General features: G+C 72.6%; 22 protein-coding genes. 10 read left to right on the plus strand and 12 right to left on the minus strand.

The window, feature by feature from the left end; all coding sequences use genetic code 11:
* The first annotated feature begins 89 nt into the window (after window positions 1-89).
* The 5 genes from ACZ6N8_RS21630 (at window position 90) to ACZ6N8_RS21650 (ending at window position 4,549) form a co-directional block, all read left to right on the plus strand.
* A complete protein-coding gene (locus ACZ6N8_RS21630) occupies window positions 90-908 on the plus strand; it encodes an ATP-binding cassette domain-containing protein (protein WP_387115606.1) in 819 nt (272 codons plus the stop codon).
* Complete coding sequence (locus ACZ6N8_RS21635; protein WP_466012256.1) at window positions 905-2,167, plus strand: sugar ABC transporter permease; 1,263 nt, start codon at window positions 905-907, stop codon at window positions 2,165-2,167. Before ACZ6N8_RS21630 ends, ACZ6N8_RS21635 begins: the two co-directional genes overlap by 4 nt.
* Window positions 2,168-2,187: 20 nt before the next feature.
* On the plus strand, window positions 2,188-3,369 hold the full coding sequence (locus ACZ6N8_RS21640) for an ROK family protein (protein WP_466012258.1): 1,182 nt from the start codon (window positions 2,188-2,190) through the stop codon (window positions 3,367-3,369).
* Between the two features lie 19 nt (window positions 3,370-3,388).
* Window positions 3,389-3,688: a DUF1707 SHOCT-like domain-containing protein gene (locus ACZ6N8_RS21645; protein ID WP_466012260.1), complete on the plus strand. Its 300-nt coding sequence runs from the start codon at window positions 3,389-3,391 to the stop codon at window positions 3,686-3,688.
* Window positions 3,689-3,811: 123 nt separating this feature from the next.
* Window positions 3,812-4,549 (plus strand): DUF4142 domain-containing protein, encoded by a 738-nt coding sequence (locus ACZ6N8_RS21650; protein WP_466012262.1) that lies wholly within the window; start codon window positions 3,812-3,814, stop codon window positions 4,547-4,549.
* Window positions 4,550-4,574: 25 nt separating this feature from the next.
* On the opposite strand, the gene ACZ6N8_RS21655 is transcribed toward ACZ6N8_RS21650, so the two are convergent.
* The 9 genes from ACZ6N8_RS21655 to ACZ6N8_RS21695 all read right to left on the minus strand — a co-directional run bounded on the left by ACZ6N8_RS21655 (window position 4,575) and on the right by ACZ6N8_RS21695 (window position 12,219).
* A complete protein-coding gene (locus ACZ6N8_RS21655) occupies window positions 4,575-4,829 on the minus strand; it encodes a hypothetical protein (RefSeq protein ID WP_466012461.1) in 255 nt (84 codons plus the stop codon).
* Window positions 4,830-4,843: 14 nt separating this feature from the next.
* A complete protein-coding gene (gene tsaD / locus ACZ6N8_RS21660; protein WP_007465128.1) occupies window positions 4,844-5,890 on the minus strand; it encodes a tRNA (adenosine(37)-N6)-threonylcarbamoyltransferase complex transferase subunit TsaD in 1,047 nt (348 codons plus the stop codon).
* Window positions 5,883-6,365, minus strand: a complete 483-nt coding sequence (rimI, locus tag ACZ6N8_RS21665) for a ribosomal protein S18-alanine N-acetyltransferase (RefSeq protein ID WP_244295232.1) — start codon at window positions 6,363-6,365, stop codon at window positions 5,883-5,885. Before rimI ends, tsaD begins: the two co-directional genes overlap by 8 nt.
* On the minus strand, window positions 6,362-7,039 hold the full coding sequence (tsaB, locus tag ACZ6N8_RS21670; protein WP_466012264.1) for a tRNA (adenosine(37)-N6)-threonylcarbamoyltransferase complex dimerization subunit type 1 TsaB: 678 nt from the start codon (window positions 7,037-7,039) through the stop codon (window positions 6,362-6,364). The genes rimI and tsaB overlap by 4 nt, the downstream gene beginning before the upstream one ends.
* Before the next feature lie 223 nt (window positions 7,040-7,262).
* Complete coding sequence (gene ung, locus ACZ6N8_RS21675) at window positions 7,263-7,964, minus strand: uracil-DNA glycosylase (protein ID WP_364375461.1); 702 nt, start codon at window positions 7,962-7,964, stop codon at window positions 7,263-7,265.
* Window positions 7,964-8,452 (minus strand): tRNA (adenosine(37)-N6)-threonylcarbamoyltransferase complex ATPase subunit type 1 TsaE, encoded by a 489-nt coding sequence (tsaE, locus tag ACZ6N8_RS21680; protein WP_466012266.1) that lies wholly within the window; start codon window positions 8,450-8,452, stop codon window positions 7,964-7,966. Before tsaE ends, ung begins: the two co-directional genes overlap by 1 nt.
* Complete coding sequence (locus tag ACZ6N8_RS21685) at window positions 8,449-9,555, minus strand: alpha/beta fold hydrolase (protein ID WP_466012268.1); 1,107 nt, start codon at window positions 9,553-9,555, stop codon at window positions 8,449-8,451. Before ACZ6N8_RS21685 ends, tsaE begins: the two co-directional genes overlap by 4 nt.
* Window positions 9,552-10,670 (minus strand): alanine racemase, encoded by a 1,119-nt coding sequence (gene alr / locus ACZ6N8_RS21690; RefSeq protein ID WP_466012270.1) that lies wholly within the window; start codon window positions 10,668-10,670, stop codon window positions 9,552-9,554. The genes ACZ6N8_RS21685 and alr overlap by 4 nt, the downstream gene beginning before the upstream one ends.
* 79 nt (window positions 10,671-10,749) lie before the next feature.
* Complete coding sequence (locus tag ACZ6N8_RS21695) at window positions 10,750-12,219, minus strand: NAD(P)H-hydrate dehydratase (protein ID WP_466012272.1); 1,470 nt, start codon at window positions 12,217-12,219, stop codon at window positions 10,750-10,752.
* 243 nt (window positions 12,220-12,462) lie between these two features.
* Here ACZ6N8_RS21695 and ACZ6N8_RS21700 point away from each other — a divergent pair, with 243 nt between their 5' ends.
* Both ACZ6N8_RS21700 and ACZ6N8_RS21705 read left to right on the plus strand, forming a co-directional pair.
* Window positions 12,463-12,759, plus strand: coding sequence for a type VII secretion target (locus ACZ6N8_RS21700; protein WP_466012274.1), 297 nt, complete (start codon window positions 12,463-12,465; stop codon window positions 12,757-12,759).
* Window positions 12,756-14,333, plus strand: a complete 1,578-nt coding sequence (locus ACZ6N8_RS21705; RefSeq protein ID WP_466012276.1) for an alpha/beta hydrolase — start codon at window positions 12,756-12,758, stop codon at window positions 14,331-14,333. The genes ACZ6N8_RS21700 and ACZ6N8_RS21705 overlap by 4 nt, the downstream gene beginning before the upstream one ends.
* A gap of 57 nt (window positions 14,334-14,390) precedes the next feature.
* Here the strand turns inward: ACZ6N8_RS21705 and glmS are convergent, their stop codons facing one another.
* Window positions 14,391-16,304 carry a glutamine--fructose-6-phosphate transaminase (isomerizing) gene (glmS, locus tag ACZ6N8_RS21710; RefSeq protein WP_357986749.1) on the minus strand — a complete coding sequence of 638 codons (1,914 nt, stop codon included), beginning with the start codon at window positions 16,302-16,304 and terminating at the stop codon, window positions 14,391-14,393.
* A 209-nt stretch (window positions 16,305-16,513) separates the two neighbouring features.
* On the opposite strand from glmS, the gene ACZ6N8_RS21715 reads away from it, so the two are divergent.
* Window positions 16,514-17,710 carry a pyridoxal phosphate-dependent aminotransferase gene (locus tag ACZ6N8_RS21715; RefSeq protein WP_466012278.1) on the plus strand — a complete coding sequence of 399 codons (1,197 nt, stop codon included), beginning with the start codon at window positions 16,514-16,516 and terminating at the stop codon, window positions 17,708-17,710.
* Window positions 17,711-17,857: 147 nt separating this feature from the next.
* Here ACZ6N8_RS21715 and ACZ6N8_RS21720 read toward each other — a convergent pair whose 3' ends face one another.
* Complete coding sequence (locus tag ACZ6N8_RS21720) at window positions 17,858-19,402, minus strand: MFS transporter (protein WP_466012280.1); 1,545 nt, start codon at window positions 19,400-19,402, stop codon at window positions 17,858-17,860.
* Between the two features lie 177 nt (window positions 19,403-19,579).
* Window positions 19,580-20,593 (minus strand): NAD(P)/FAD-dependent oxidoreductase, encoded by a 1,014-nt coding sequence (locus tag ACZ6N8_RS21725; protein ID WP_466012282.1) that lies wholly within the window; start codon window positions 20,591-20,593, stop codon window positions 19,580-19,582.
* 95 nt (window positions 20,594-20,688) lie between these two features.
* Between ACZ6N8_RS21725 and ACZ6N8_RS21730 the strand changes: the two genes are divergently transcribed.
* Together ACZ6N8_RS21730 and ACZ6N8_RS21735 are read left to right on the plus strand one after the other, a co-directional pair.
* Window positions 20,689-21,279 carry a helix-turn-helix domain-containing protein gene (locus ACZ6N8_RS21730; RefSeq protein WP_466012283.1) on the plus strand — a complete coding sequence of 197 codons (591 nt, stop codon included), beginning with the start codon at window positions 20,689-20,691 and terminating at the stop codon, window positions 21,277-21,279.
* A 126-nt stretch (window positions 21,280-21,405) separates the two neighbouring features.
* Entirely contained in the window at window positions 21,406-22,278 is an 873-nt protein-coding gene (locus ACZ6N8_RS21735; protein WP_466012285.1) for a class I SAM-dependent methyltransferase, read from the plus strand.
* Window positions 22,279-22,293 lie beyond the last annotated feature (15 nt).

Raw genomic sequence — 22,293 nt, forward strand, 5'->3', positions numbered from 1 at the left:
ACCATCGCCGCCCGGCACGGGAGGATCCCTCCCGTGCCGGGCGGCGCCCGCCGGACGGGCCCCGACACTCCCTTAAGAAGGAGAACCTCGTGTCCGCGACCCCCCTGCTGGAGCTCCGCGGGATCGACAAGAGCTTCGGTCCCGTCCAGGTGCTCCGCGACGTCGCCCTGACCGTGCACCCGGGTGAAGTGACCGCACTGGTCGGCGACAACGGCGCCGGCAAGTCGACCCTGGTGAAGTGCATCAGCGGCATCCACCCCACCGACGCCGGCGAGTTCCTGTTCAACGGTGAACAGGTGCACATCGGCAGCCCTCGCGACGCCGCCACGCTCGGCATCGAGGTCGTCTACCAGGACCTCGCGCTCTGCGACAACCTGGACATCGTGCAGAACATGTTCCTCGGTCGGGAGAAGCGCAGCGGCATCGTCCTCGACGAGCCCACAATGGAACAACTCGCCGCCGAGACGCTGGCCGGGCTCTCCATCCGTACCGTCACCTCGCTGCGCCAGCACGTGTCCAGCCTCTCCGGCGGCCAGCGCCAGACCGTGGCCATCGCCAAGGCGGTGCTGTGGAACAGCAAGCTGGTCATCCTCGACGAGCCGACCGCGGCGCTCGGCGTGGCACAGACCGCGCAGGTGCTCGAACTGGTCCGCCGCCTCGCCGACAACGGTCTGGCAGTGGTGCTCATCTCGCACAACATGAACGACGTCTTCGCCGTCTCCGACCGGATCGCCGCCCTGTACCTCGGCCAGATGGTCGCCCAGGTGAAGACCACCGACATCACCCACGCCCAGGTGGTCGAGCTGATCACCGCCGGGCGCTCGGGCGCGCTCGGCCTCACGACCGAGACTGGCAGCAACGGCGACGGCACGCAGCCGGCCGACTCGATCCCAGGAGGCCTCCGATGACCACCACCGCCGTGCGCAAGGACGGCCCGGCGGCCGTCACACCGCCACCGACAGTCGGAAGCCATGCCCGCACCTACCTGAGCCGGGTACGCGGCGGCGACGTCGGCGCGCTACCGGCCGTGCTCGGTCTGATCGTGCTCTGCACCGTCTTCGCGGTCATGCGGCCGTCGTCGTTCCTGTCGGCAGGCAACTTCGCCAACCTCTTCACCCAGGGCGCGGCGGTCACGCTCATCGCGATGGGCCTGGTCTTCGTACTGCTGCTCGGCGAGATCGACCTCTCCGCCGGCTTCGCCAGCGGCGTCTGCGCCGCGGTACTGGCCAATGTGGTCACCGTGCTCGGGTACCCCTGGTGGGTCGCCGTGCTCGCCGCGATCGCCACCGGCCTGGTCATCGGCACCACCCTCGGACTGCTCGTCGCGAAGATCGGCATTCCGTCCTTCGTGGTCACCCTCGCCGGCTTCCTCGCCTTCCAGGGCATCGTGCTGCTGCTGGTGAAGGAGGGCACCAACATCTCCGTCCGCGACGACGTGCTTGTCGCCATCTCCAACCGCAACCTCAGCCCCGCCCTGGGCTGGACGCTCGTCGCCCTCGCGGTCGTCGGCTACGCGGCGGTGCAACTGCTGCGCCACCGCAAGCGGGTAGCCCGCGGTCTCATCTCCGACCCGATCGCCGTGGTCGCGCTCCGGATCATCGGGCTCGCCGTCATCCTCGGCACGGCCGTGTACGTCCTCAACCTGGAACGCAGCCGCAACGTCCTGATCAGCTCGCTCAAGGGCGTGCCGATCGTGGTACCGATCATCGCGGTGCTGCTGGTCATCTGGACCTTCGTGCTCCAACGCACCAGCTACGGCCGGCACATCTACGCCGTGGGCGGCAACCGGGAGGCCGCCCGCCGGGCCGGCATCGGAGTCGACAGGATCCGGATCTCGGTCTTCATGATCTGCTCGTCCATGGCCGCCGTCGGCGGCATCGTGGCGGCCAGCCGGGCCAACTCGGTCGACCCGAACACGGGGGGCAGTAACGTACTGCTCTACGCGGTCGGCGCGGCCGTCATCGGCGGCACCAGCCTCTTCGGAGGAAAGGGCCGCGTCCTCGACGCCGTGCTCGGCGGCGCGGTGGTCGCGGTCATCGAAAACGGAATGGGCCTCATGGGGTACAGCGCGGGAGTCAAGTACGTGGTCACCGGCGTCGTACTGCTGCTCGCCGCCAGCGTCGACGCCCTGTCCCGCCGCCGCGCGGCAGCAACCGGCACCCGCTGACCGCGGGAGGTAGCACCACCATGCGCCCGGCACCCAGCCAGGAGGAGGTCCGGCGGCAGAACCTCGGGGCCCTGCTGCGGCACGTGCACGTCCACGGGGCGACCACCCGCGCGGAACTCACCACCACCCTGGGGCTGAACCGGAGCACCATCGGCGCGCTCACCGCCGACCTGGCCGGCGTCGGCCTGGTCAGCGAGGGAACACCGAAGGAGACCGGGCGGGCCGGACGGCCGTCACTTGTCGTCCGGCCCGAGTCGGCCCGGGTGTACGCGTACGCGTACTCCGTCGAGGTGGACCGGCTGCGCGCGGCCCGGGTCGGCCTGGGCGGCGCGGTGCTGGACCGCCGGGATCTGGACCGGCCCCGTGGCCTGGTGGCCGCCGAGGCCGCGCCGCTGCTGGCCGGCGCGGTCAAGGAGATGCAGCAGGCGGTGCCCGCCGACGCGATCTGTGTGGGCGCGGGCGTCGCGGTCTGCGGCATGGTCCGCCGCGAGGACGGACTGGTCCGGCTCGGCCCCACCACCGGCTGGGTGGACGAACCGATCGGCGCGGCCCTCGGCGCCGAACTCGGCCTCGACGTGCCGGTCACGGTCGGCAACGTGGCCGACATGGCCGCTTTCGCCGAACACGCCCGAGGGGTGGCCGCCGGCTGCGACAACGTCATCTACCTGTACGGCGATGTCGGTGTCGGTGCCGGCATCATCGCCGGTGGCCGCCGGCTCACCGGGCACGGCGGGTACGGCGGCGAGGTCGGCCACATGAAGGTGGTCCGCGACGGTTTGCCCTGCGAGTGCGGCGCACGGGGCTGCTGGGAGACCGAGATCGGCGAGCACGGACTGCTCCGCGCGGCGGGGCGCTCCGACGCGCGGGGACGCGACGCGCTGCTTGCCGTCTTCGACGCCGCCGACCGGGGTGACGCCCGAGCCCAGACGGCGGTGCGTCAGGCCGGTGACTGGCTCGGTTTCGGGGTGGCCAACCTGGTGAACGTCTTCAACCCGGAGATGGTCATCTTCGGCGGCACCATGCGCGACCTCTACCTGGCCGCCGCCGCCCAGATCCGCAGCCGGCTCAACTCCAACGCGCTCGGCGCCTGCCTGGAACACGTCCGGCTGCGTACCCCCCAACTGGGTGGGGACGCGCCCCTGATCGGCGCCGCCGAACTGGCCTTCGAACGGCTCCTCGCCGACCCCCTCGACGTGGGCTGACCCGCGTACCCTGTCCGGCGTGGATGTCGAGCTGCGCGCCTCCGACGACGACCGTCACCGGGTGGTCGCCGATCTGCACCGGCACACCACCGCCGGCCGGCTCACCCTCGACGAGTTCTCCGAGCGCGTCGCTGCGGTGTGGACGGCCCGTACCCTCGGTGACCTGGCCGCGCTGACGCGTGACCTGCCGGCCCTGCCCGACGACCAGGCAACCGCGGCGACAGGCGTGGGGCACGCCCGCCGGGAGCTGCTGGTGCTCTTCGCCGTCGCCGCGCTCACGCTGCTGCTGCTCGGCGGATTCCTCGCCGTCACCCGCTGATCCGCGTCGCCGCCGGGTGAACTGATCGCACGATCAGTCCGTATCAGTGGGCGGGCGGGCAGCCGGCACGTACGGCTGCCCGGTCCGACGCGTTTCGGTCCGGACCGAGGAGGCACCGCAGACATGGCACCGCTCAGATCCGCCCGTCGCTGGCTGGGCAACCGGACCCACCGGACGGCGATGCTGCTCATCGCGATCATCGCCGGGGTCGGCGTCCTGCCCGGCGTGGCTGTCGCCGCCCCCGCCGGTCAGCAGCTCAACGCCGCCGACATGACCCTGCTCAACGGTGTGCGGCTGGCTGGGCTGTGGGAGATGCCGGCCGGTCAGATGGCCGCCGAGAAGGGACAGTCGGCGAAGGTCCGGGAGATCGGTGCCGGCATCGCCAACGAGCACCAGAAGCTCGACGAGCTCGTCGTGGCGGCGGCCAACAAGCTCGGCGCGACCATTCCCTCCGAACCGACGGCCGAGCAGAAGGGCTGGCTGGCGGAGATGCAGAACGCCTCCGGCGCCCGGTTCGACCAGATCTTCGTGACCCGGCTGCGGGTCGCCCACGGCAAGATCTTCCCGGTGATCGGCGCGGTGCGGGCCAGCACCCGGGATGCGACAGTGCGCAAGCTCTGCGACGACGCCAACGGCTTCGTGATGCACCACATGCAGATGCTGGAGAGCACCGGGCTGGTCCGCTGGCCGGAACTGCCGCCTGCGGCGCTGCCCGCCCCCGGCAAGGACGGCCTGCTGGCCGCCGCCGGAGCGAACGCCGGTCCCCAGGTCGGGGTCAGCAGCACCGTCGTCTGGCTGGTGTTCCTCGCCGCGCTGGGCACCGGTGGGATCGCCACCTACCGGATGCTGCGTCGCCACTGAGCGTCGGCGGTGTCGGTGGCCCGGGTCAGCGGTCGACCTGGGTGAAGTCCCAGGAGTGCGGGGCGCGGGCCACCAGCAGGGTGGGCGGATCGGGCAGTGGGCGCGGGTTGCTGCGCCACTTGGAGATGACCACGACCCGGTGGTCGGTGGAGGAAAAGACCTCACTGGACACGTGCAGCGGGTCGTGTTCCACCTCGGGCAGCGCGGTGTCGCACACCCAGGTGATCAGGTCGGCAACCCCGTACGCCTCGGCCCGCGCCTCCCACATCCGCACGATCATGTCCGTCGCCCCCGTCACACGCTGACCGTTGTCAGCGGCAGCGCCGAGTCGGCCGGCAGGTCCAACCGGCTCGGCGCGACGCCCGCGGCGACCAGGTGCGAACCGAGCGCGGCGACCATCGCCCCGTTGTCGGTGCACAGCTTCGGCCGGGGCACCCGGACCCGGATGCCGTACTTCTCGGCCCGCTGCTCGGCCAGCGCCCGCAGCCGCGAGTTCGCGGCCACTCCCCCGCCGATCACCAGGGTTTCGATGCCCTGCGCGCGGCAGGCGGCGAGCGCCTTGCTGGTCAGGACGTCGCAGACCGCCTCCTGAAAGGACGCGGCCACGTCGGCCACCGGGACCGGCTCGCCGGCGCGCTGTCGCGCCTCGACCCAGCGGGCCACCGCCGTCTTGAGCCCGGAGAACGAGAAGTCGTACCGGTGCGCCGCGAGGTCCTTGGCGGCGGTCAGACCGCGCGGGAAGGCGATCGAGGCGGCGTCGCCGGCGCGGGCCTCCCGGTCGATGGGCGGACCACCGGGGAACGGCAGCCCGAGCAGTCGGGCGACCTTGTCGAACGCCTCACCGGCCGCGTCGTCGATGGTGGCGCCCAGCGGGGTGACGCCCCGGGCCAGGTCGTCGACGAGCAGGAGCGACGAGTGGCCGCCGGAGACCAGCAACGCGATGGCGGGCTCCGGCAGCGGGCCGTGCTCCAGGGTGTCCACGGCGACGTGCGCGGCCAGGTGGTTGACGCCGTACACGGGCTTCTCGGCGGCGAGCGCGTACCCCTTGGCGGCGGCGACACCTACCAGCAGCGCGCCGGCCAACCCCGGCCCGGAGGTGACCGCGATCGCGTCGATGTCGGCCAGGGTGACGCCTGCCTCGGTAAGCGCCCGCTGCATGGTCGGCACGATGGCTTCCAGGTGGGCGCGGCTGGCCACCTCGGGCACCACACCCCCGAACCGGGCGTGCTCCTCGACGCTGGAGGCGAGCGCGTCGGCCAGCAGGGTGTGCCCCCGCACGATGCCGACGCCGGTCTCGTCGCAGGAGGTCTCGATGCCCAGGATCAGCGGTTCGTCAGCCATGGTCGTGTGGTCCGTCCCCGGTCGGCTCGGCGTCGCGCTGCATGACCAGCGCGTCGGTGTTTGTCGCTTGGTAATAGCCGCGTCGTACCCCGATCGGCTCGAACCCGTAGGTCGCGTAGAGCCGTTGGGCGGCGACGTTGTCCACGGCGACCTCCAGCAGGGTCCTGCGGGCGCCGCGTCGGTCCGCCTCGGCGAGCAGGTCCTCCAGCAGGACGCGCCCGATGCCGCGCCGCTGGACGTCCCGCCGGACGGCGATGACCTGTACCCACACCTCGTCCGGTGGGGCTCCGGCGAGCCCGGCGTAACCGAGCACAGTGCCGTCGTCGTCGGTGGCGACCCGGTAGTGGTGGCCGTTGGCCAGCTCGTTCCAGAACATGGCCGGGGACCACTTCCCGGGCCCGAACAGGTCCGCCTCGGTCGGCATCACCTCGTCGATGTGCCACCAGCGGAACGGTTCGAGCCGCACCGCCGTCACGGGAGTACCGGTTTGCGGCCGGTGGCCGCCACGGCGTCCGGACGGCGCAGGTAGAGCGGGGTGAGCCGCTCGCCGGGGGCGCCGGCCCGGATCCGCTCGGCGGCGAGCGACGCCAGGACGGTGGCGTCCGGGTAGCGCGGCTCGACCCGGACCGGAAGATCCAGAACCTCGGCGTACCGGTGCGCGCCGTCGCCGACCGCGACAAGCGCGCCCAGCTCGCGGGCCCGGGCGGCGGCCACGGCGGGCGTGGAGACCTCGGGTCCGACGACGCGCTGGCCGGCACCGTCGTAGACGGCCCAGTAGAGCTCCTTGCGGCGGGCGTCGCTGGCGGCCAGCACCGGCTCGCCGGCCGCCGCCGGGTAGCCGATGGCGTCAAGCGAGCAGACACCGTACGTGGGGATGCCGAGCACCTGACCCATCGTGGCGGCGGTGACCAGGCCGACCCGCAGCCCGGTGAACGGCCCCGGGCCGAGCCCGGCGACGATTGCGGTCAGGTCACGAGGACGCGCGTCGGCGTCGGCGAGGACCGCGTCGACCTGGGGCGCCAGCAGTTCGCCGTGCGCTCGGGCATCGACAGTGCACCGGTGCGCGCGGGACGCGACACCGTCCGCCGAGACCTCCACGAGCGCCGCGGTCACCGCAGGAGTCGAGCTGTCCACCACGAGTACGAGCACGGTAAGCCAGCCTAGCGGCCCCGCCAGGAACCTCCGGCCACGCCCCGCCCCACCGCAGCCCTCGGTCACGCCTATCGCACCGACGACCCTGCCGCGAGGGCCCCCACCCGCCACGTGGCCCGGCGGGCAGGGGCGACCGGGCCGCCGCACAGGGAAGCGCCGAGGGCGACGGCCCGCACCCGCTTTTGAGCGGCATACCTGTGAGTCCTGGACGGGCCGGCGGTCAGCCGGCGGTGCGTTCCCAGTCGACGGTGGGCAGACCGGCGTCGGCGAGAGCCTTGTTGGCGGCGCTGAACGGGCGGCTGCCCAGGAAGCCGCGCGGATTCATCGGGCTGGGGTGCCCGGCCTCCAACACCACGTGCTGCGGGTTCGTGACCAGGGCGGCCTTCTTGCGGGCGTACCCGCCCCAGAGCAGGAAGACCACCCGCTGCGGCGACGCGTCCAACGCCCGGATGGTGGCGTCGGTGAACTCCTCCCAGCCGGCGTTCGCGTGCGAACCCGGCGTGGCCTGGCGGACGGTCAGCACCGCGTTGAGCAGCAACACGCCCTGAGCGGCCCAACCGTCGAGGTTGCCGCTTCGCGGCTTGGGCACGCCCACGTCCTCGCCCAGCTCCTTGAAGACGTTGCGCAACGACGGCGGCACGGCCACCCCGTCGCGGACGCTGAAGCTCAACCCGTGCGCCTGCCCGGCCCGGTGGTACGGATCCTGCCCGAGGATCAGCACCCGGGTGCCCTGCGGCGGGCAGAGCCGGTACGCCGAGAACAGGTCGTCCAGCGGCGGGAAGACGGTCTGTGTCGCGTACTCCCGGGCGACGAACTCGCCGAGCGCGGCCGTGCGCGCCGGGTCGAGGTGCGGGGTGAGCACGGCACGCCACGGCTCCGGCAACAGGGCCAGCAGATCCAGGGCGGGGACGTCGTCGGACATCACAAACCTTTCAGGTCGGCCAATCGCCGTGCCCAGTCTCCACCCACCGGGTCCAGCTCCACGACCCGGGTGTCGTCGTCACGGCGGTCGATACGGACCCGCAGATGCGCGTCGACCAACTGCTCCACCAGACCCTCGCCCCACTCCACGACGGTCACCGAATCGTCCACCGAGGCGTCCAGGTCCAGGTCGTCGATCTCGGCGCGCGGGTCGGTGGCGTCCCCCAGCCGGTACGCGTCGGCGTGCACCAACGCCACCCGGCCGCCCCGGGCCGGATCGGGCCGGTGCACCCGGGCGATCACGAACGTCGGCGAGGTGATGTCCCCGACTACCGCGAGCCCGCCGCCGATGCCCTGTGTGAGCGCTGTCTTTCCGGCACCCAGCGGGCCCGTCAGCAGCACGAGATCACCGGCGCGCAGCAGCCCGGCCAGCCGCCGCCCGAAGTCCCGGGTGTCCTCGACGGTCGGCAGCTTGACGACGTGACTCACCGTTCCTCCACGTTCCGCAACGACTCCAGAAACCGCGCCAACGCGGCGTTCACCTCGTCCGCGTGCTCCAACATCACCACATGGCCGCTGTCCTCGATCTTGACGAACTCGGCGTGCGGCAACCGGCGGACGATCTCCTCGGAGTGGGTCACCGGAGTGATCATGTCCTTGTCGCCGACCACCACCAGCACCGGAGTCGCGGCCAGCGCCGCGAGCGCCGGGAAACGCGAGTGGGTGGCGAGGGTCCGCAGATAGCGGGTCACCGTGTCGGCGGACGTCCGGGAGTTCATCGTCTCCACGTAGGACACCAGCGCCGGGCTCGGTTTGCGGGTGCCGAAGCCGTACTTGCGGGTCAACAGCCAGGCGACGTTCGACGTCGACCTGCGGGCCCTGTCGATCACCGGCCCGCCGTACCGGGTGGCGTTGTTGACCATGTACAGAACGGGGCCGCCGACCCGGCCGAGCAGCGCCGGCGCGACAAGCTTGGTCTCCGCGATCAGACCGCCCGACGTGGCCATCAGGACGGTGCCCACCACCCGGTCACCGAACAGCTCCGGGAACAGCTCGGCGAACGCCATGATCGTCATGCCGCCCATCGAATGCCCGACCAGCACCAACGGCCCCTCCGGGGCGGTCCGGTCGATGACCCGGCGCAGCGTCCGGCCGAGCACCGCGAGGTCGTACTCCCCGGTCTCCAACCGGCCCGAGCGGCCGTGCCCGGGCTGGTCGTACGCCACGACCCGGTAGTCGCCCCGCTCGGCCAACATCTGGCGCTGGAAGTGGAACGTGCCCATGTCCAGGCAGAAGCCGTGCACCAGCACCACTGTCGGGTGCCCCGGCTCCGGCCGGGTCGGCTCGACCACCTCGACGTGGATGTCCGTGCCGTCCGGCAACTCCAGCCGGAACGCCTCGTCGTACCGCTGCTGCCCGAACATCTCGTGCGCGTAGCGGTCGGTCGGGTCGGCCTTGAGACGGCGGACCAGGGTGCGCTCGGTCGCGACACCGGCGGCCAGGCCGGCCGCCGCCACCCCGACGGCCGCGCCGACGATCCCGGCGACCCGGCCGACCGCCGTGCGCGGGCGCGGAACGCGGAACGAGGTCACGGCGTCTCGCCGTCGTAGACGCGCGGCACCCGCGTCCCACCGAACCGGGTGACGATCTCGTAGTTGATCGTGCCGACCGCCTCGGCCCAGTCGTCGGCCGTCGGCTCCCCGTCCGCGCCGCTGCCGAAGAGCGTCGCCACGTCGCCGTCGGCCACCGGGTCGTCGCCGCAGTCGAGCACGAACTGGTCCATGCAGACCCGCCCGGAGATCGTCCGCCGCTTGCCGGCGAGCTGCACCGGACCGCTGTTGGACGCGTGCCGGGGCACCCCGTCGGCGTACCCGAGCGGCACCACGGCCAGGTTCGCGTCCGCCGGGGTGGTGTAGGTGTGGCCGTACGACACCCCGGTGCCGGCGGGCACCCGCTTGGTGAGCATCACCCGGGCGCGAGCGGTCATCGCCGGCTTCAGCCCGTACGTCTCGCCGGCCACCGGGGACAGCCCGTAGATGGCCAGCCCGGGACGGACCAGGTCGAAGTGGGTGTCCGGGCGGGTCAGGGTGGCCGCCGAGTTCGCCAGGTGCCGCCAGCGGGGGCGCAGACCGGCTCGCTCGACCATGGCCAGCCCCTCGTGGAAGACGGCCAACTGGCGGTCGGTGGTCGGGTGACCCGGCATGTCCGCGTACACGAAGTGGCTCCACACGCCTACCACCTCGATGACGCCCTCGGCCTGCGCCTTTGCGGCGGCGTCCAGCAGGGCCGGCCAGTCCGCGACCGTCGCCCCACCCCTGGAGAGCCCGGTGTCGATCTTCAGGTGCAGTCGGGCCGGACGCCCGGCCAGCCGACTTGCCCCGATCATCTCGTCCAGCTGCGGAAGGCTCGCCGCCGCGAGGTCCACCCCGGCGGTGACCCCCTCGTGCAGCGGCAGCCCGGGGGCGAGCAGCCAGGCGAGCACCGGCGCGGTCACACCGGCCCGTCGCAGAGTGAGCGCCTCGTCGAGGGTGCAGACCCCGAGCCAGTCCGCCCCCGCGTCGAGCGCGGCCCGGGCGGCCGGGAGCATGCCGTGGCCGTACCCGTCGGCCTTCACCACCGCCATCAACTCGGCGGTGGTGCCGGAGCGGAGTCGGCTCACGTTCGCACGGATCGCGTCAAGATCGACACGTACCTCGGCCTGCCACATGCGCCAAGCCTACTTTCCGCTGTGATCACTGTGGGCGGCGACGCCGTCCCGCCACGCCGACCCGCCCGGCGCGGGACGATCAGCCCAGCCGGGCGAGGACCGGGCGCAGCGCCGTCGCCACGTCGGGAGCGGTCACCGGTCCACTCCGGGCCGCCTCCCGCCCGGCCAGCCCGTGCAGGTACGCGGCCGAGGCCGCCGCCTGATCGGCGGGCAACCCGGACGCCAGCAGCGAGCCGAGCAGGCCGGCCAGCACGTCGCCGGTGCCGCCGGTGGCCAGCGCGGGGGTGCCGGTCGGGTTGACGTACGCCCGGCCGTCAGGCGTGCCGATCACCGTGCGGTCGCCCTTGAGCAGCACCACCGCGTTCATCCAGGCGGCCAGCCGCAGCGCCGAGCCGACCCGGTCGGCGCCCGGCTCCTCGCCGCAGAGCCTGGTGAACTCCCGGTCGTGCGGGGTGACGACGATCGGGGCGTCCCGGCCGCGCAGCCGGTCGGCGAGCGACCCGTCCACCAGCAGGGTCAGCGCGTCGGCGTCGAGCACCACAGGCACTGGGGCGGCCAGGACGGCGCGCAACTCGGCGGCGGCGTCCTCGCCGGTGCCCAGCCCGGAGCCGCACACCCAGGCCTGCACCCGGCCGGCGTCGGCGACCCGGCCGGTGGCGATCACCGACGGGTGCTGGTGCAGCACCTCGGCCCGGGCGCCGCCGGCGTACCGGACCAGGCCGGTCGGCCCGGCGAGCGCCCCGCCGACGGAGAGCACCGCCGCTCCCGGATACGTGGCCGAGCCGGTCGCGACGCCGACCACACCCCTTGTGTACTTCTCCGACGAGGCACCCAGCCGGGGCCACCAGTCCACCAGGTCGGACCACTCGGTGACCCGCAGCGCGGGGGTGCCCCGCAGCCACGGCCGCAGCCCGATGTCGACAAGCTCCACCTGCCCGGCGAGGGCGGCGGCCGGCCCGACCACAAGTGCGGGTTTCAACGCGCCGAAGGCCACCGTCACGTCGGCGCGGACCGCGGTGGGCCGGCCGGACGCGGACAGCGGCACATGACCGGTGTCCACCGCGACGCCGCTCGGGACGTCCACAGCCAGCACGGTCGACCGACCGCCGTCGCGTCCGCGCAGGTCGCCGAGGCGCTGGACCACCTCGTCGGCGCTCGCTCGCAGCCCGCCGGTGCCGCCGATCCCCACGATGCCGTCGAGGACCAGGTCGACCGGGCCGGTCGGGCGGTCCACCAGCCGGCCACCGGCAGCGCGTAGCGCCGCCAACCCGGCCGCGTGCGCCCGCCCGGGGGTGAGCAGCAGGGCGGACACCCGCACACCCCGACGGGCCAGCCGCTCCCCCGCGTAGAGCGCGTCGCCACCGTTGTCGCCGGAGCCGACAAGCAGCAGCACGTGGCCGCCGTACACGCCGCCCCGCTCGGCGAGCAGCAGCGCGGCCCGGCGGGCCAGCCCGGCGGCGGCCCGCTGCATCAGCGTGCCCTCGGGCAGCGTGCCCATCAGCCCCGCCTCGGCCGCCCGTACGTCGGCCACCCGCCACACCGGTCTCATGTCACCGTGTCCCATTCCGCTCGCGGGTGTGCTGGTCGGCCAGGACGACGTCGCCGCCGACCGTGACGATCACCGCTTCACCCTACCGGCGGGAACGGCCGCAGATTAGCCGTCGGGTCCGCTGTGGGCAACGCCTGTGGACAGCCCCGGCGTACGACAGTCGGCGCTGTCCACAGGGCACGACCGGGCATGGGGAGCGCACCTAGCGTCGGGGTGTCGATGCCGATCTGTGGGGGTGGGTCCATGGCCGAGGAACCGTTGACTGTCCAGCCGGAGGCGCTGCGCTCGGTGGCCGCCGCGCTCGACGGTGCGGCGCACGGGTTGGCGTTGGGCCTGGCCGGGATGCCCGGGCTGCTGGTGCCGGCGCCCGGCTGGCGGGCCGCCGCGTCCCTGGTGGAGCTGGAGGCTGCCGGGCACGCCTGGTTCTGCCGGCTGGGCGCCCAGGTGGCCGCGACGGCAGGCGGGGTCAGGTCGGCGGCGGAGGCGTACGAGTCGGTGGACGACCGTGCCGCCGGCCGGTTCGCCGCCCTGCCCCGGTGACCGCCGTCGGCTACCGGCAGCTCTGGGCCGCCGATCCGGGTGGCTGGCGGGTGGCCGGGGCGGCCTGGGCGGGGTTGACCGGGCCTGTCGACAGGCGCGCCGGTGAGCTGGCCGGGGCCGCCGGGCGGTTGCGGGGCGACTGGTCCGGCGCGGCGGCCACGGCGGCGGACGTACGGCTGGGCGGCCTGCGCGGCGAGTTGACCTCGGTGGCACCCGCGCTGATCGAGGCGGATCAGGTGCTTGCCGAGCTGGCCGGGCGCCTCGTGGTGGCGAAGGCGCGGCTCACCGAGGCGGTCGCCCGGGCGGAGGCGGCAGGTGTGGTGGTGGACCGGTCCGGCGCTGTGCGGGTCGGTCCGGCGCGACCCGGGTCGGCGGAGGCGGTGGCCGGGGTGGCGGCGGCGCTGCGCGCGGCGCTCGACGGCGCCGATGTGGCGGACCGGGCGGCCGCCGACCGGTTGGACGAGTTGGCCAGTGCCGCCCGTTCGGGCTGGGTGTCGCCGCCACCGCCCGGCCGGCCGGCGCCCGGTGCCGCGCCGGAGCTGGTCCGTGCCTGGTGGTCCGGGTTGACCCCGGCACAGCGACGGTGGCTGGTCGGGCACGAACCGGCACTGGTCGGCGTGCTGGACGGGGTGCCGGTGGCCGCCCGTGATCAGGCCAACCGTCTGTTGCTCGGTGCCCGGCGCGGGGAGTTGGTGGCCGAACGCCAGCGGTTGCTGGCCAAGGTGCCGCCGGGACCTGTCGCGTCGCTGCGGCTGCGGGCGGTGGCGGCGAAGTTGGCCGGCCTGGACGCGCTCACCGAGCGGCTGGCGGTCGGGGAGCCCCGGGCGTACCTGCTGGGGTTGGACCCGGCCGGTGAGGGCCGGGTGGTGGTGGCGCTCGGCGACCCGGACCACGCCGATCGGGTGCTGACCTACGTGCCGGGAATGACCGCCGGGCTCGACGACGCCCCCGGCGAGCTGGGCCGGGCGGCCCGGGTGCTGGAGCGGTGCGCCGCGCTCGCGCCGCAGGAGCGCGGCGCGGCGGTGCTGTGGTTGGACTACGACGCACCGGATTTCCTGACCGAGGCCGCCTCGGCCAGCCAGGCCCGGGACGCGGGCGGGGCGTTGCACCGGTTCCAGGAGGGGCTGCGAGCCAGCCATGAGGGTCCGCCCGCCCGGCAGACGGTGCTCGGGCACAGCTACGGGTCGCTTGTGGTGGGCGTGGCGGCCCGGGAGCACGGTCTGGCCGCCGACGCGCTGATGTTCGTCGGCTCCCCCGGGGTCGGCGCCACGCACGCCGCCGAGTTGGGCGTCCCGCCCGGGCAGGTCTGGGCGAGCAGCGCCCCTGACGACGTGATCCGGCTGGCCCGGCCCGTCGACGAGATGGGCAGGCGTGTCCTGCTCGGCGCGGCCCCACTCGCGGCGGTGCTGGGCTGGCCCGACCGGACGGGGCACGAGCTGTGGTTCGGCCACGATCCGGCCGACCCCGGCTTCGGCGGGCGGGTGTTCCCCAGTGGTCGCGGCGGACACGCCGGCTACTGGGATCCGGGCAATCCGGCGCTGGACGGGATGGCCCGTGTGGTGCTGGGCCGCTGACGGCCGAGCACCGGCCACCGATGGTGCGGTGACCGGGGCTCCGGACGCGGGCGGCGGTTACTCGACGGTGACCGACTTGGCCAGGTTGCGGGGCTGGTCCACGTCGTGCCCCCGGGCAGCGGCGATCTCGGCGGCCAGCACCTGCAACGGCACTGTGGTGACCAGCGGGGCCAGCAGGGTGGGCGTACGCGGCACGTAGATCAGGTGGTCGGCGTACCGGACGACCGCCTCGTCGCCCTCCTCGGCGATCACGATGGTCCGCGCGCCGCGCGCCCGTACCTCCTGGATGTTGGAGACGACCTTGTCGTGCAGCATCCCGCGACCCACCGGGGAGGGCACCACGCAGATCACCGGGGTGCCCTTGTCGATCAGGGCGATCGGGCCGTGCTTCAGCTCGCCGGCGGCGAAGCCCTCGGCGTGCATGTACGCCAGTTCCTTGAGCTTGAGCGCGCCCTCCAGGGCCACCGGGTAGCCGACGTGCCGGCCGATGAACAGCACTGTGGGCTCGGACTTCAGCTCCCGGGCCAGCTCACGGACGGGTTCGATGCGGTCCAGCAGCTCGCGCAGCTTGCCCGGCATCTCCTGGAGCTGGGCGACGACCGCGCCGACCTCGTCGGCGAACTTGATGCCGCGGACCTGGGCCAGGTGCAGGCCGATCAGGTAGCAGGCGACGAGCTGGGTGAGGAACGCCTTGGTGGAGGCGACGGCGATCTCGGGCCCGCCGTGGGTGTAGAGCACGGCGTCGGACTCGCGGGGGATCGTCGAGCCGTTGGTGTTGCAGATGGCCAGCACGCGGGCCTTCTGCTCCTTGGCGTGGCGCAGCGCCATCAGGGTGTCCATCGTCTCGCCGGACTGCGAGATGACCACGATCAGCGTGGACCGGTCGAGGACCGGGTCGCGGTAGCGGAACTCGCTTGCCAGTTCCACCTCGCAGGGGATCCGGGTCCAGTGCTCGATGGCGTACTTGGCGACCATGCCTGAGTGGTACGCCGTGCCGCAGGCCACGATGAAGATCTTGTCGACGTCGCGCAGGTCCTGGTCGCTGAGGCGGACCTCGTCGAGGGCGATCTCACCGGTGTCGGTGAGCCGGCCGAGCAGCGTGTCGGCGATGGCCTGCGGCTGCTCCTCGATCTCCTTGAGCATGAACCAGTCGTAGCCGCCCTTCTCGGCGGCCGAGGAGTCCCAGTCGATGTGGAAGTCCTTGCCGGTGGCGGGCTGGCCGTCGAAGTCGGTGATCTCGATGCTGTCGCCGGTGATGAGGACGATCTGGTCCTGGCCCAGCTCCACCGCGTCGCGGGTGTGCTCGATGAACGCGGCCACGTCGCTGGCCAGGTAGTTCTCCCCGTCGCCGCGCCCCACCACGAGCGGCGAGTTGCGCCGGGCGCCGACGACCGCGCCGGGCACCGCGGCGTCCACGGCGAGGAGGGTGAACGCGCCCTCCAGCCGCTGGCAGACCACCCGCATGCCGGCGGCGAGCAGGTGCGGGCCGTCCGGCTGGCCGGCGGCGCGCAGGTCGGCGAGCGCGGCGGAGAGCAGGTGCGCAGCGCACTCGGTGTCGGTGTCGCTGGTGAACTGGACGCCGTCGGCCTCCAGCTCGGCGCGGAGCTTGGCGAAGTTCTCGATGATGCCGTTGTGGATCACCGCGACCCGGCCGTCGGGGGCGACGTGCGGGTGGGCGTTGCGGTCGGTCGGGCCGCCGTGGGTGGCCCAGCGGGTGTGCCCGATGCCTGTGGTGCCGTCACCGATGCCGAGCGGGCTGGCGGCGCAGTCGGCGGGGTCGTTGGCGGCCCGCTCGGAGAGCACCTTCTCCAGGTTGGCCAGCTTGCCTGCCTTCTTCTCGGTCAGCAGCTGGTCTTCGCAGACGATCGCCACGCCCGCCGAGTCGTAGCCGCGGTACTCCAGTCGCCGCAGCCCGTCGAGCACGATGCCGAGTGCGGGGCGCGCGCCCGCGTATCCCACGATTCCACACATGGCCCGCAGCCTAACCCAGTTTCGCTCATCGTGGGTGCTCGAAAGTCGGCTAATCAATCACCGAATCTGAGCGATCGAGGGCTGGGCGGCTGGAACGGGACGAGCGTCACAGTGCGCGTCCATACCCACTCCCGGCCGGAGCAGCCATCTCCGCTGGGCGCCGGAGTGAGGCTGGGGTTCGACCCGGGTGTGGTCGTAGGGTGGGGCGGGTGACGACGAGCACCGATGTCGACCCGCTGGTGGCCCGGATGCGGCCCTTCGGCACGACGATCTTCGCCGAGATGTCCGCCCTCGCCGTACGCACCGGCGCGGTGAACCTCGGCCAGGGCTTCCCCGACACCGACGGCCCGCCGGAGATGCTCGCCGCCGCCGCCGAGGCACTTCGCGGCGGGCAGAACCAGTACCCGCCCGGCCCGGGGATCCCGGCCCTGCGCGCGGCGGTCGCGGCCCACCAGCGGCGGTTCCACGATCTGGCGTACGACCCCGACGGCGAGATCGTGATCACGGCGGGCGCGACGGAGGCTGTCGCGGCGAGCATCCTGGCCCTCTGCGAGCCGGGTGACGAGGTGGTCTGCTTCGAGCCGTACTACGACTCGTACGCCGCCTCGATCGCGCTGGCCGGTGCGGTCCGGCGCCCGGTGACGCTGCGTCCCGCGGCGGACGGCAGGTACGCCTTCGACCCGGACGAGTTGCGCTCGGCGTTCGGGCCGCGTACCCGGTTGGTGCTGCTCAACTCGCCGCACAACCCGACAGGCAAGGTGTTCAGCCGGGCCGAGCTGACCCTGGTGGCCGAGTTGTGCCAGGAGTTCGGCGCGTACGCGGTCACCGACGAGGTGTACGAGCACCTGGTCTTCACGGACGCGGCGAGCCCGCACGTGCCGCTGGCCGGCCTGCCCGGGATGCGGGAGCGGACGCTGCGCATCTCGTCGGCGGGCAAGACGTTCTCCTGCACGGGTTGGAAGATCGGCTGGGTGAGTGGCCCTGCGGCGCTGGTGTCGGCGGTACTGCGGGTGAAGCAGTTCCTGACCTACGTCAACGCGGCGCCGCTGCAACCGGCTGTCGCGGTGGCGCTGGCCCTGCCGGACGACTACTACACAGGTTTCCGCGACGACCTCCAGCAGCGCCGCGACCAGCTCATCGGAGGTCTCACCGACGCCGGATTCGACGTGCTCACCCCGGAGGGGACGTACTTCGTCACCGCCGACATCACCGCCCTCGGCGGCCGGGACGGGGTGGAGTTCTGCCGCTCGCTGCCGGAGCGCTGTGGCGTGGTGGCGGTGCCGACGCAGGTCTTCTACGACGACGTCGAAGCGGGCCGGCGGCTGGTCCGGTTCGCGTTCTGCAAGCGGCCCGAGGTGCTGACCGAGGCGGTCAGCCGGCTGCGCATCCTGGCTTCGGCGCGCTGACCGGGCACGGGCGCCGTGGAGCTGAGCTGATGTCGTAAACAGTTCAGCTCCACAGAACCCGTCGTGACCGCCCGCCACCAGTGACCCAGCCCGCCAGGCCGTGTCTCCAAAGGGTGCACAGCCATTGCACGCCCGGCTCATGCGTGGTCAGAGGGCGGCGACGGCCTCGGCGGCTGCTGTCTCGTCCCTGACGGCGGGGGCTGTGTTCTTCGGGCCGCGGAGGGCGATGTAGAGGAAGAGTGCCCCCATGACGGCGACGCCTGCCCACATGGCCCGCTGCCAGCCGTCGACGAAGGACTGCTGGGCGGCGTGGAGCAGGTCCTGCGCGTGGGTGCCCGTGCCGCCCGCCGCCGCAACGGCGTTGGCGATGCCCTCCCGAGCGGTGTCCGCGGCCCCCTGGGGGATGCCGTGGAGCCTGTCGTCAATGGTGCTGCGATAGCCGGCGGACACGAGCGCTCCGAGCAGGGCGACACCGAGCGCGGTGCCGAACTCGCGGGTGACGTCGTTGAGCGCGGAGGCAACGCCCTGCTTCTCCCGCGACAGGGAGCCGGTGATGGCCTCGGTGGATGGGGTCATCGACAGGCCCATGCCGAGGCCCATGGCGAGCAGGCCGGGCAGGATGGACAGGTATCCGCCGTCGACGGAGACGAACAGGGCCATGAGCGCCAAAGCGACGCCGGCCAGCGCAATGCCGGTGGCCATCGTCGAGCGGGCGCCGATTCGTGCGGTGAGCCTGGGGGCCAGGCCGGAGGCAATCATCATCATGACGGCCATCGGCATCAGCGCGGCCGTGGACAGCAGGCCCGACCAGCCGAGCACGGCCTGGAAGAACGGGAACAGGACCACCCCGATGCCCGCTTGGACACCGAAGACCACCAGCAGCGTGACCGAGCCGCCGGCCAGGCCGCGCTCACGGAACAGCCGCACGTCCAGCAGCGAGGCGTCGCGGCGGTGCAGTTCCCAGGCCACGAAGCCGACGGTGGCGATGAGGCCGACGGCGAGGCTGGCCAGGGTGCCGGGGGCGGTCCAGCCGCGGTCAGGGCCTTCCTGCAGGACGAAGATGAGGCCGACCACGGCGACGGTGGAGACCAGCGCGCCGACGGTGTCGAAGCGATGGGCCGACTTCTCCCGGGAGTTGGGGACCGACTTCAGCGTCATGACCACGGCCACGAGGACCAGGGCCACCGGCAGGGCGAACAGCCAGCGCCAGTCGGCGACGTCAACGAGGAGGGCGGAGAGGAACATGCCCAGGATGCCGCCACCCCCGGCGACGCCAGTCCACACGCCGATCGCCTTGCCACGCTGGGCCTCGGGGAAGGTGGAGGTGATGACGGCCAGGGTGATCGGCATGATCATTGCTGCGCCGATACCGCTGGCCACACGCGCGGCGAGCATGACCTCCGCCGTCGGGGCGAGGCCCGCCACGACGTGCGCGGCACCGAAGACACCGAGCCCGGCGATCAGCATGGACTTACGGCCCAGGCGGTCACCGATCGCACCGAGCGGCAACAGGAGCGCGGCCAGGGCGAGGGTGTAGATGTTGATGATCCACAGGATCGTGCTCTGCGAGGCACCGAACTCCACGGCCATGTGGGTCTGCGCGACGTTCAGCCCGGACACCGACGCGATGACGGCCATGAGCGCGATGGAAACGGCGATCAGGATGGTGCGCAGCTGACGTGCATCAGGCACACCTGCGCCGCCGGCTTCAGCGGCTGGTGTGAGCTGGTTCGTACTCATGGTTGCCTCTCAAGAAGGACATGCTGAATGAGCGCCGGAGCTGGGCCCGGTCGCCGAGTTATGGGGGTGGGTCCGGCCACCGCCCGCATCGCTGAGTGCGGTCGAGCGGTGGCCAGGGCCGCGGTGGTATCAGGGTGTGGGGGACCGCCCCTGGGCTGCGGTGAGGGCCGCGTCGGTGTCCGCGGTGGCCAGCAGGGCGTTGATGTGGGAGCCGGCCAGGGCGCCTGCCGCTGCGGAGGCGCCGACCTGGGCGCTCAGGTCGGTGGCGTTGCCGGCCACCCACACACCCGGCACCTCAGTGGCGCCGGCCATGCCGGTGGCGAAGCGTCGGCCCATGTTGTCGGGCAGGTCCTCCGTCGGGAGCTTGAGACCCTCCAGGCCCTCGGTGCGGGCCTGCATCTGCGTGGCAACCGCGAGCACACGGCGGGCCACGACCTGGCCGTCGGTCAGGCGCACCCCGGCGAGGGTGCCGTCCTCATTTTTGGTGACTTCCCGGACCGGGGTGTCGACGATGCGGATGTCGCGGGCGGCGAAGCGCGCGCGGGTGTTCTCGTCCAGGTCAGTGCCGTGGGTGAAGTAGGTTAGGTCCTCGGTCAGCTGGCGGAAGAGAAGTGCGTGGTGGACCGAGGCGGGACCGGTGGCGAGGATGCCGATGGGCTCATCGCGCACCTCCCAGCCATGGCAGTACGGGCAATGCACCACGCCGTGTCCCCAGTGCTCGGCGAGCCCGGGAACCTCGGGCAGCACATCCCGCAGACCGGTTGCCACCAGCACGCGGCGCGCGGTTACGCTCCGGCCGTCGGCCAGGGTGACGGTGAAGCGCAGATCCCCGTCAGCCGCCGGGGCGGCGGGCTCGGTCGAGGCCACGTCGCCGAGGACGATACGGCCGCCGTACTGGCGCACTTGCTCCCGGCCTCGCCGACAGATCTCGGAGGGCGGGGTGCCGTCCAGAACGATGAAGCCGTGCATGGCCTCGGCCGGTGCGTTGCGCGGGGTGCCGCTGTCGATCACGAGGACCGAGCGGCGGGAGCGGGCGAGCATGAGCGCGCCGTTCAGCCCCGCGGCGCCGCCGCCGATCACCACCGTGTCGACGGTCCCGCTGGGCAGTGCGTCACTCGCGTATGAAGAAGCCGTCACAGCCATGTCCTCCGTCCTTGGCCTGTGCGTGGTCCCAGACGGTGCGGACCACCTACACCGACGCTAACGCCACTTTGCATCAAGGGCATACCATGTTGCCTATGACGCAAGAAGATGGCGAGCTGGACAGCCTCGTACGCAAACGCCTCCGCGCCCTGCGGGTGGCGCAGGGCTGGTCCCTGGAGGAACTGGCCACCCGCGCCCACCTCAGCCAGTCCTCACTGAGCCGCATCGAGAACGGCCAGCGCCGCCTCGCACTGGATCAGCTGGTCACTCTCGCCCGCGCCCTGGACACCACGCTGGATCAGCTCGTGGAGACCGCCACTGACGACGTCGTCACCAGCCCGATGATCGAGGGCACCCACGGCGGGTTGCGCTGGCTCGTGAAGGGTGACCCCGGCATGAGCGTGGTGCGCCAGCGCATGACCGAACCACCGCCCGAGAACCCGGCGCGCATGCGTGCCCATTCGGGGCGCGAATGGCTCGTCGTCCTGTCCGGCACCGCGATCCTCATGCTCGGCCACCGCCGCTTCCGCCTCGAGACCAACCAGGCCGCCGAGTTCCCCACGATGATGCCGCACGCGATCGGCACTGCGGGTGGACCCTGCGACATCCTGGGCATCTTCGACCGCGACGCCCGCCGCAGCCACCAGCGCGACGACAGCGGCGACGTGCAGGGCAGTCCCGAATGATGACGCGGGACGCGCCACACTCCCGAAGTGGTCACCTCTTGCGCGTCAGGCAGCAGACCTGGCGATCTTCTTGCGCAAACAGGAAGGCGACGTGCCGCAGACGCATAATCGCCTTACTGTGAAGGCATGACCCACGCGCACCCGCACACCTCCCATCTCGGCGCTCCGCACGGACGCCACCAGGAACACGGAATTGACGGCCAGGCGGAGATCCTCGACCTGGACGCCGAGGTGCTCGCCGAGCACATAGCCTCGATCACCGCATGGCTGCCACTGGAGACAAACCCACGGCAGATCGTGGATCTGGGCTGCGGCACGGGCACGGGCACCTTCGCCCTCCTCGACCGCTTCCCCGACTCGCACGTCACCGCCGTCGACGCGTCCGCCGAACACCTTCAGCGCCTGCGCACAAAGGCGTGCGCCCGCAGCGTGGAGCACCGCGTGAGAAGGGTGCAGGCCAACCTCGATGACGCGGCCTGGCCCGATCTCGGCTCACCGGCCCTGGTGTGGGCGTCGGGATCGTTGCACCACATGGCCCACCCCGCTCGCGTACTGCGCGCCGTCCACGACCTGCTCACTCCCGGCGGACTGTTCGCCGTCGTCGAACTGGCCGGCTTCCCCCGGTTCCTCCCGGAGAGCGCCCCCGAGAACCGGCCCGGCCTGGAAGAGCGTTGCCACGCCGCGGCCGACCGCCTCACTGCCGAACACATGCCCCACCGCGGCGCCGACTGGGGCCCGATGCTGACCGCCGCCGGATTCACGATCGAGGGCGAACACGCCATCGCCGTGAACATCGAGGGCTCCCGCAGCGAAGCGATCGGCCGCTACGCCCTCGGTGGCCTGCAGGGCATCCGCGGCGTCGTCGCCGACACGCTCGCCCCCGAGGACCTCACCGCACTCGATCAGCTCCTCGACACCAGCAGCCCGCACAGCATCCTGCGCCGCGACGACCTGACGATGCGAACCGAGCGCACCGTCTGGGCCGCCCGCCGCGCCTGATGCCGAGCACCACCC

The sequence above is a fragment of the Micromonospora sp. NPDC047521 genome (genome assembly GCF_055587305.1).

Bases quoted from the DNA above. Each gene is read 5' to 3' on its own strand.
- ACZ6N8_RS21695 (WP_466012272.1), bottom strand. From the start codon at position 12,219: ATGAGACCGGTGTGGCGGGTGGCCGACGTACGGGCGGCCGAGGCGGGG.
- ACZ6N8_RS21650 (WP_466012262.1), top strand. From the start codon at position 3,812: ATGGCACCGCTCAGATCCGCCCGTCGCTGGCTGGGCAACCGGACCCAC.
- ACZ6N8_RS21730 (WP_466012283.1), top strand. From the start codon at position 20,689: ATGACGCAAGAAGATGGCGAGCTGGACAGCCTCGTACGCAAACGCCTC.
- alr (WP_466012270.1), bottom strand. From the start codon at position 10,670: ATGTGGCAGGCCGAGGTACGTGTCGATCTTGACGCGATCCGTGCGAAC.
- glmS (WP_357986749.1), bottom strand. From the start codon at position 16,304: ATGTGTGGAATCGTGGGATACGCGGGCGCGCGCCCCGCACTCGGCATC.
- tsaD (WP_007465128.1), bottom strand. From the start codon at position 5,890: ATGGCTGACGAACCGCTGATCCTGGGCATCGAGACCTCCTGCGACGAG.
- ACZ6N8_RS21725 (WP_466012282.1), bottom strand. From the start codon at position 20,593: ATGGCTGTGACGGCTTCTTCATACGCGAGTGACGCACTGCCCAGCGGG.
- ACZ6N8_RS21735 (WP_466012285.1), top strand. From the start codon at position 21,406: ATGACCCACGCGCACCCGCACACCTCCCATCTCGGCGCTCCGCACGGA.
- ACZ6N8_RS21640 (WP_466012258.1), top strand. From the start codon at position 2,188: ATGCGCCCGGCACCCAGCCAGGAGGAGGTCCGGCGGCAGAACCTCGGG.
- ACZ6N8_RS21700 (WP_466012274.1), top strand. From the start codon at position 12,463: ATGGCCGAGGAACCGTTGACTGTCCAGCCGGAGGCGCTGCGCTCGGTG.
- ACZ6N8_RS21635 (WP_466012256.1), top strand. From the start codon at position 905: ATGACCACCACCGCCGTGCGCAAGGACGGCCCGGCGGCCGTCACACCG.
- ACZ6N8_RS21655 (WP_466012461.1), bottom strand. From the start codon at position 4,829: ATGATCGTGCGGATGTGGGAGGCGCGGGCCGAGGCGTACGGGGTTGCC.
- ung (WP_364375461.1), bottom strand. From the start codon at position 7,964: ATGTCCGACGACGTCCCCGCCCTGGATCTGCTGGCCCTGTTGCCGGAG.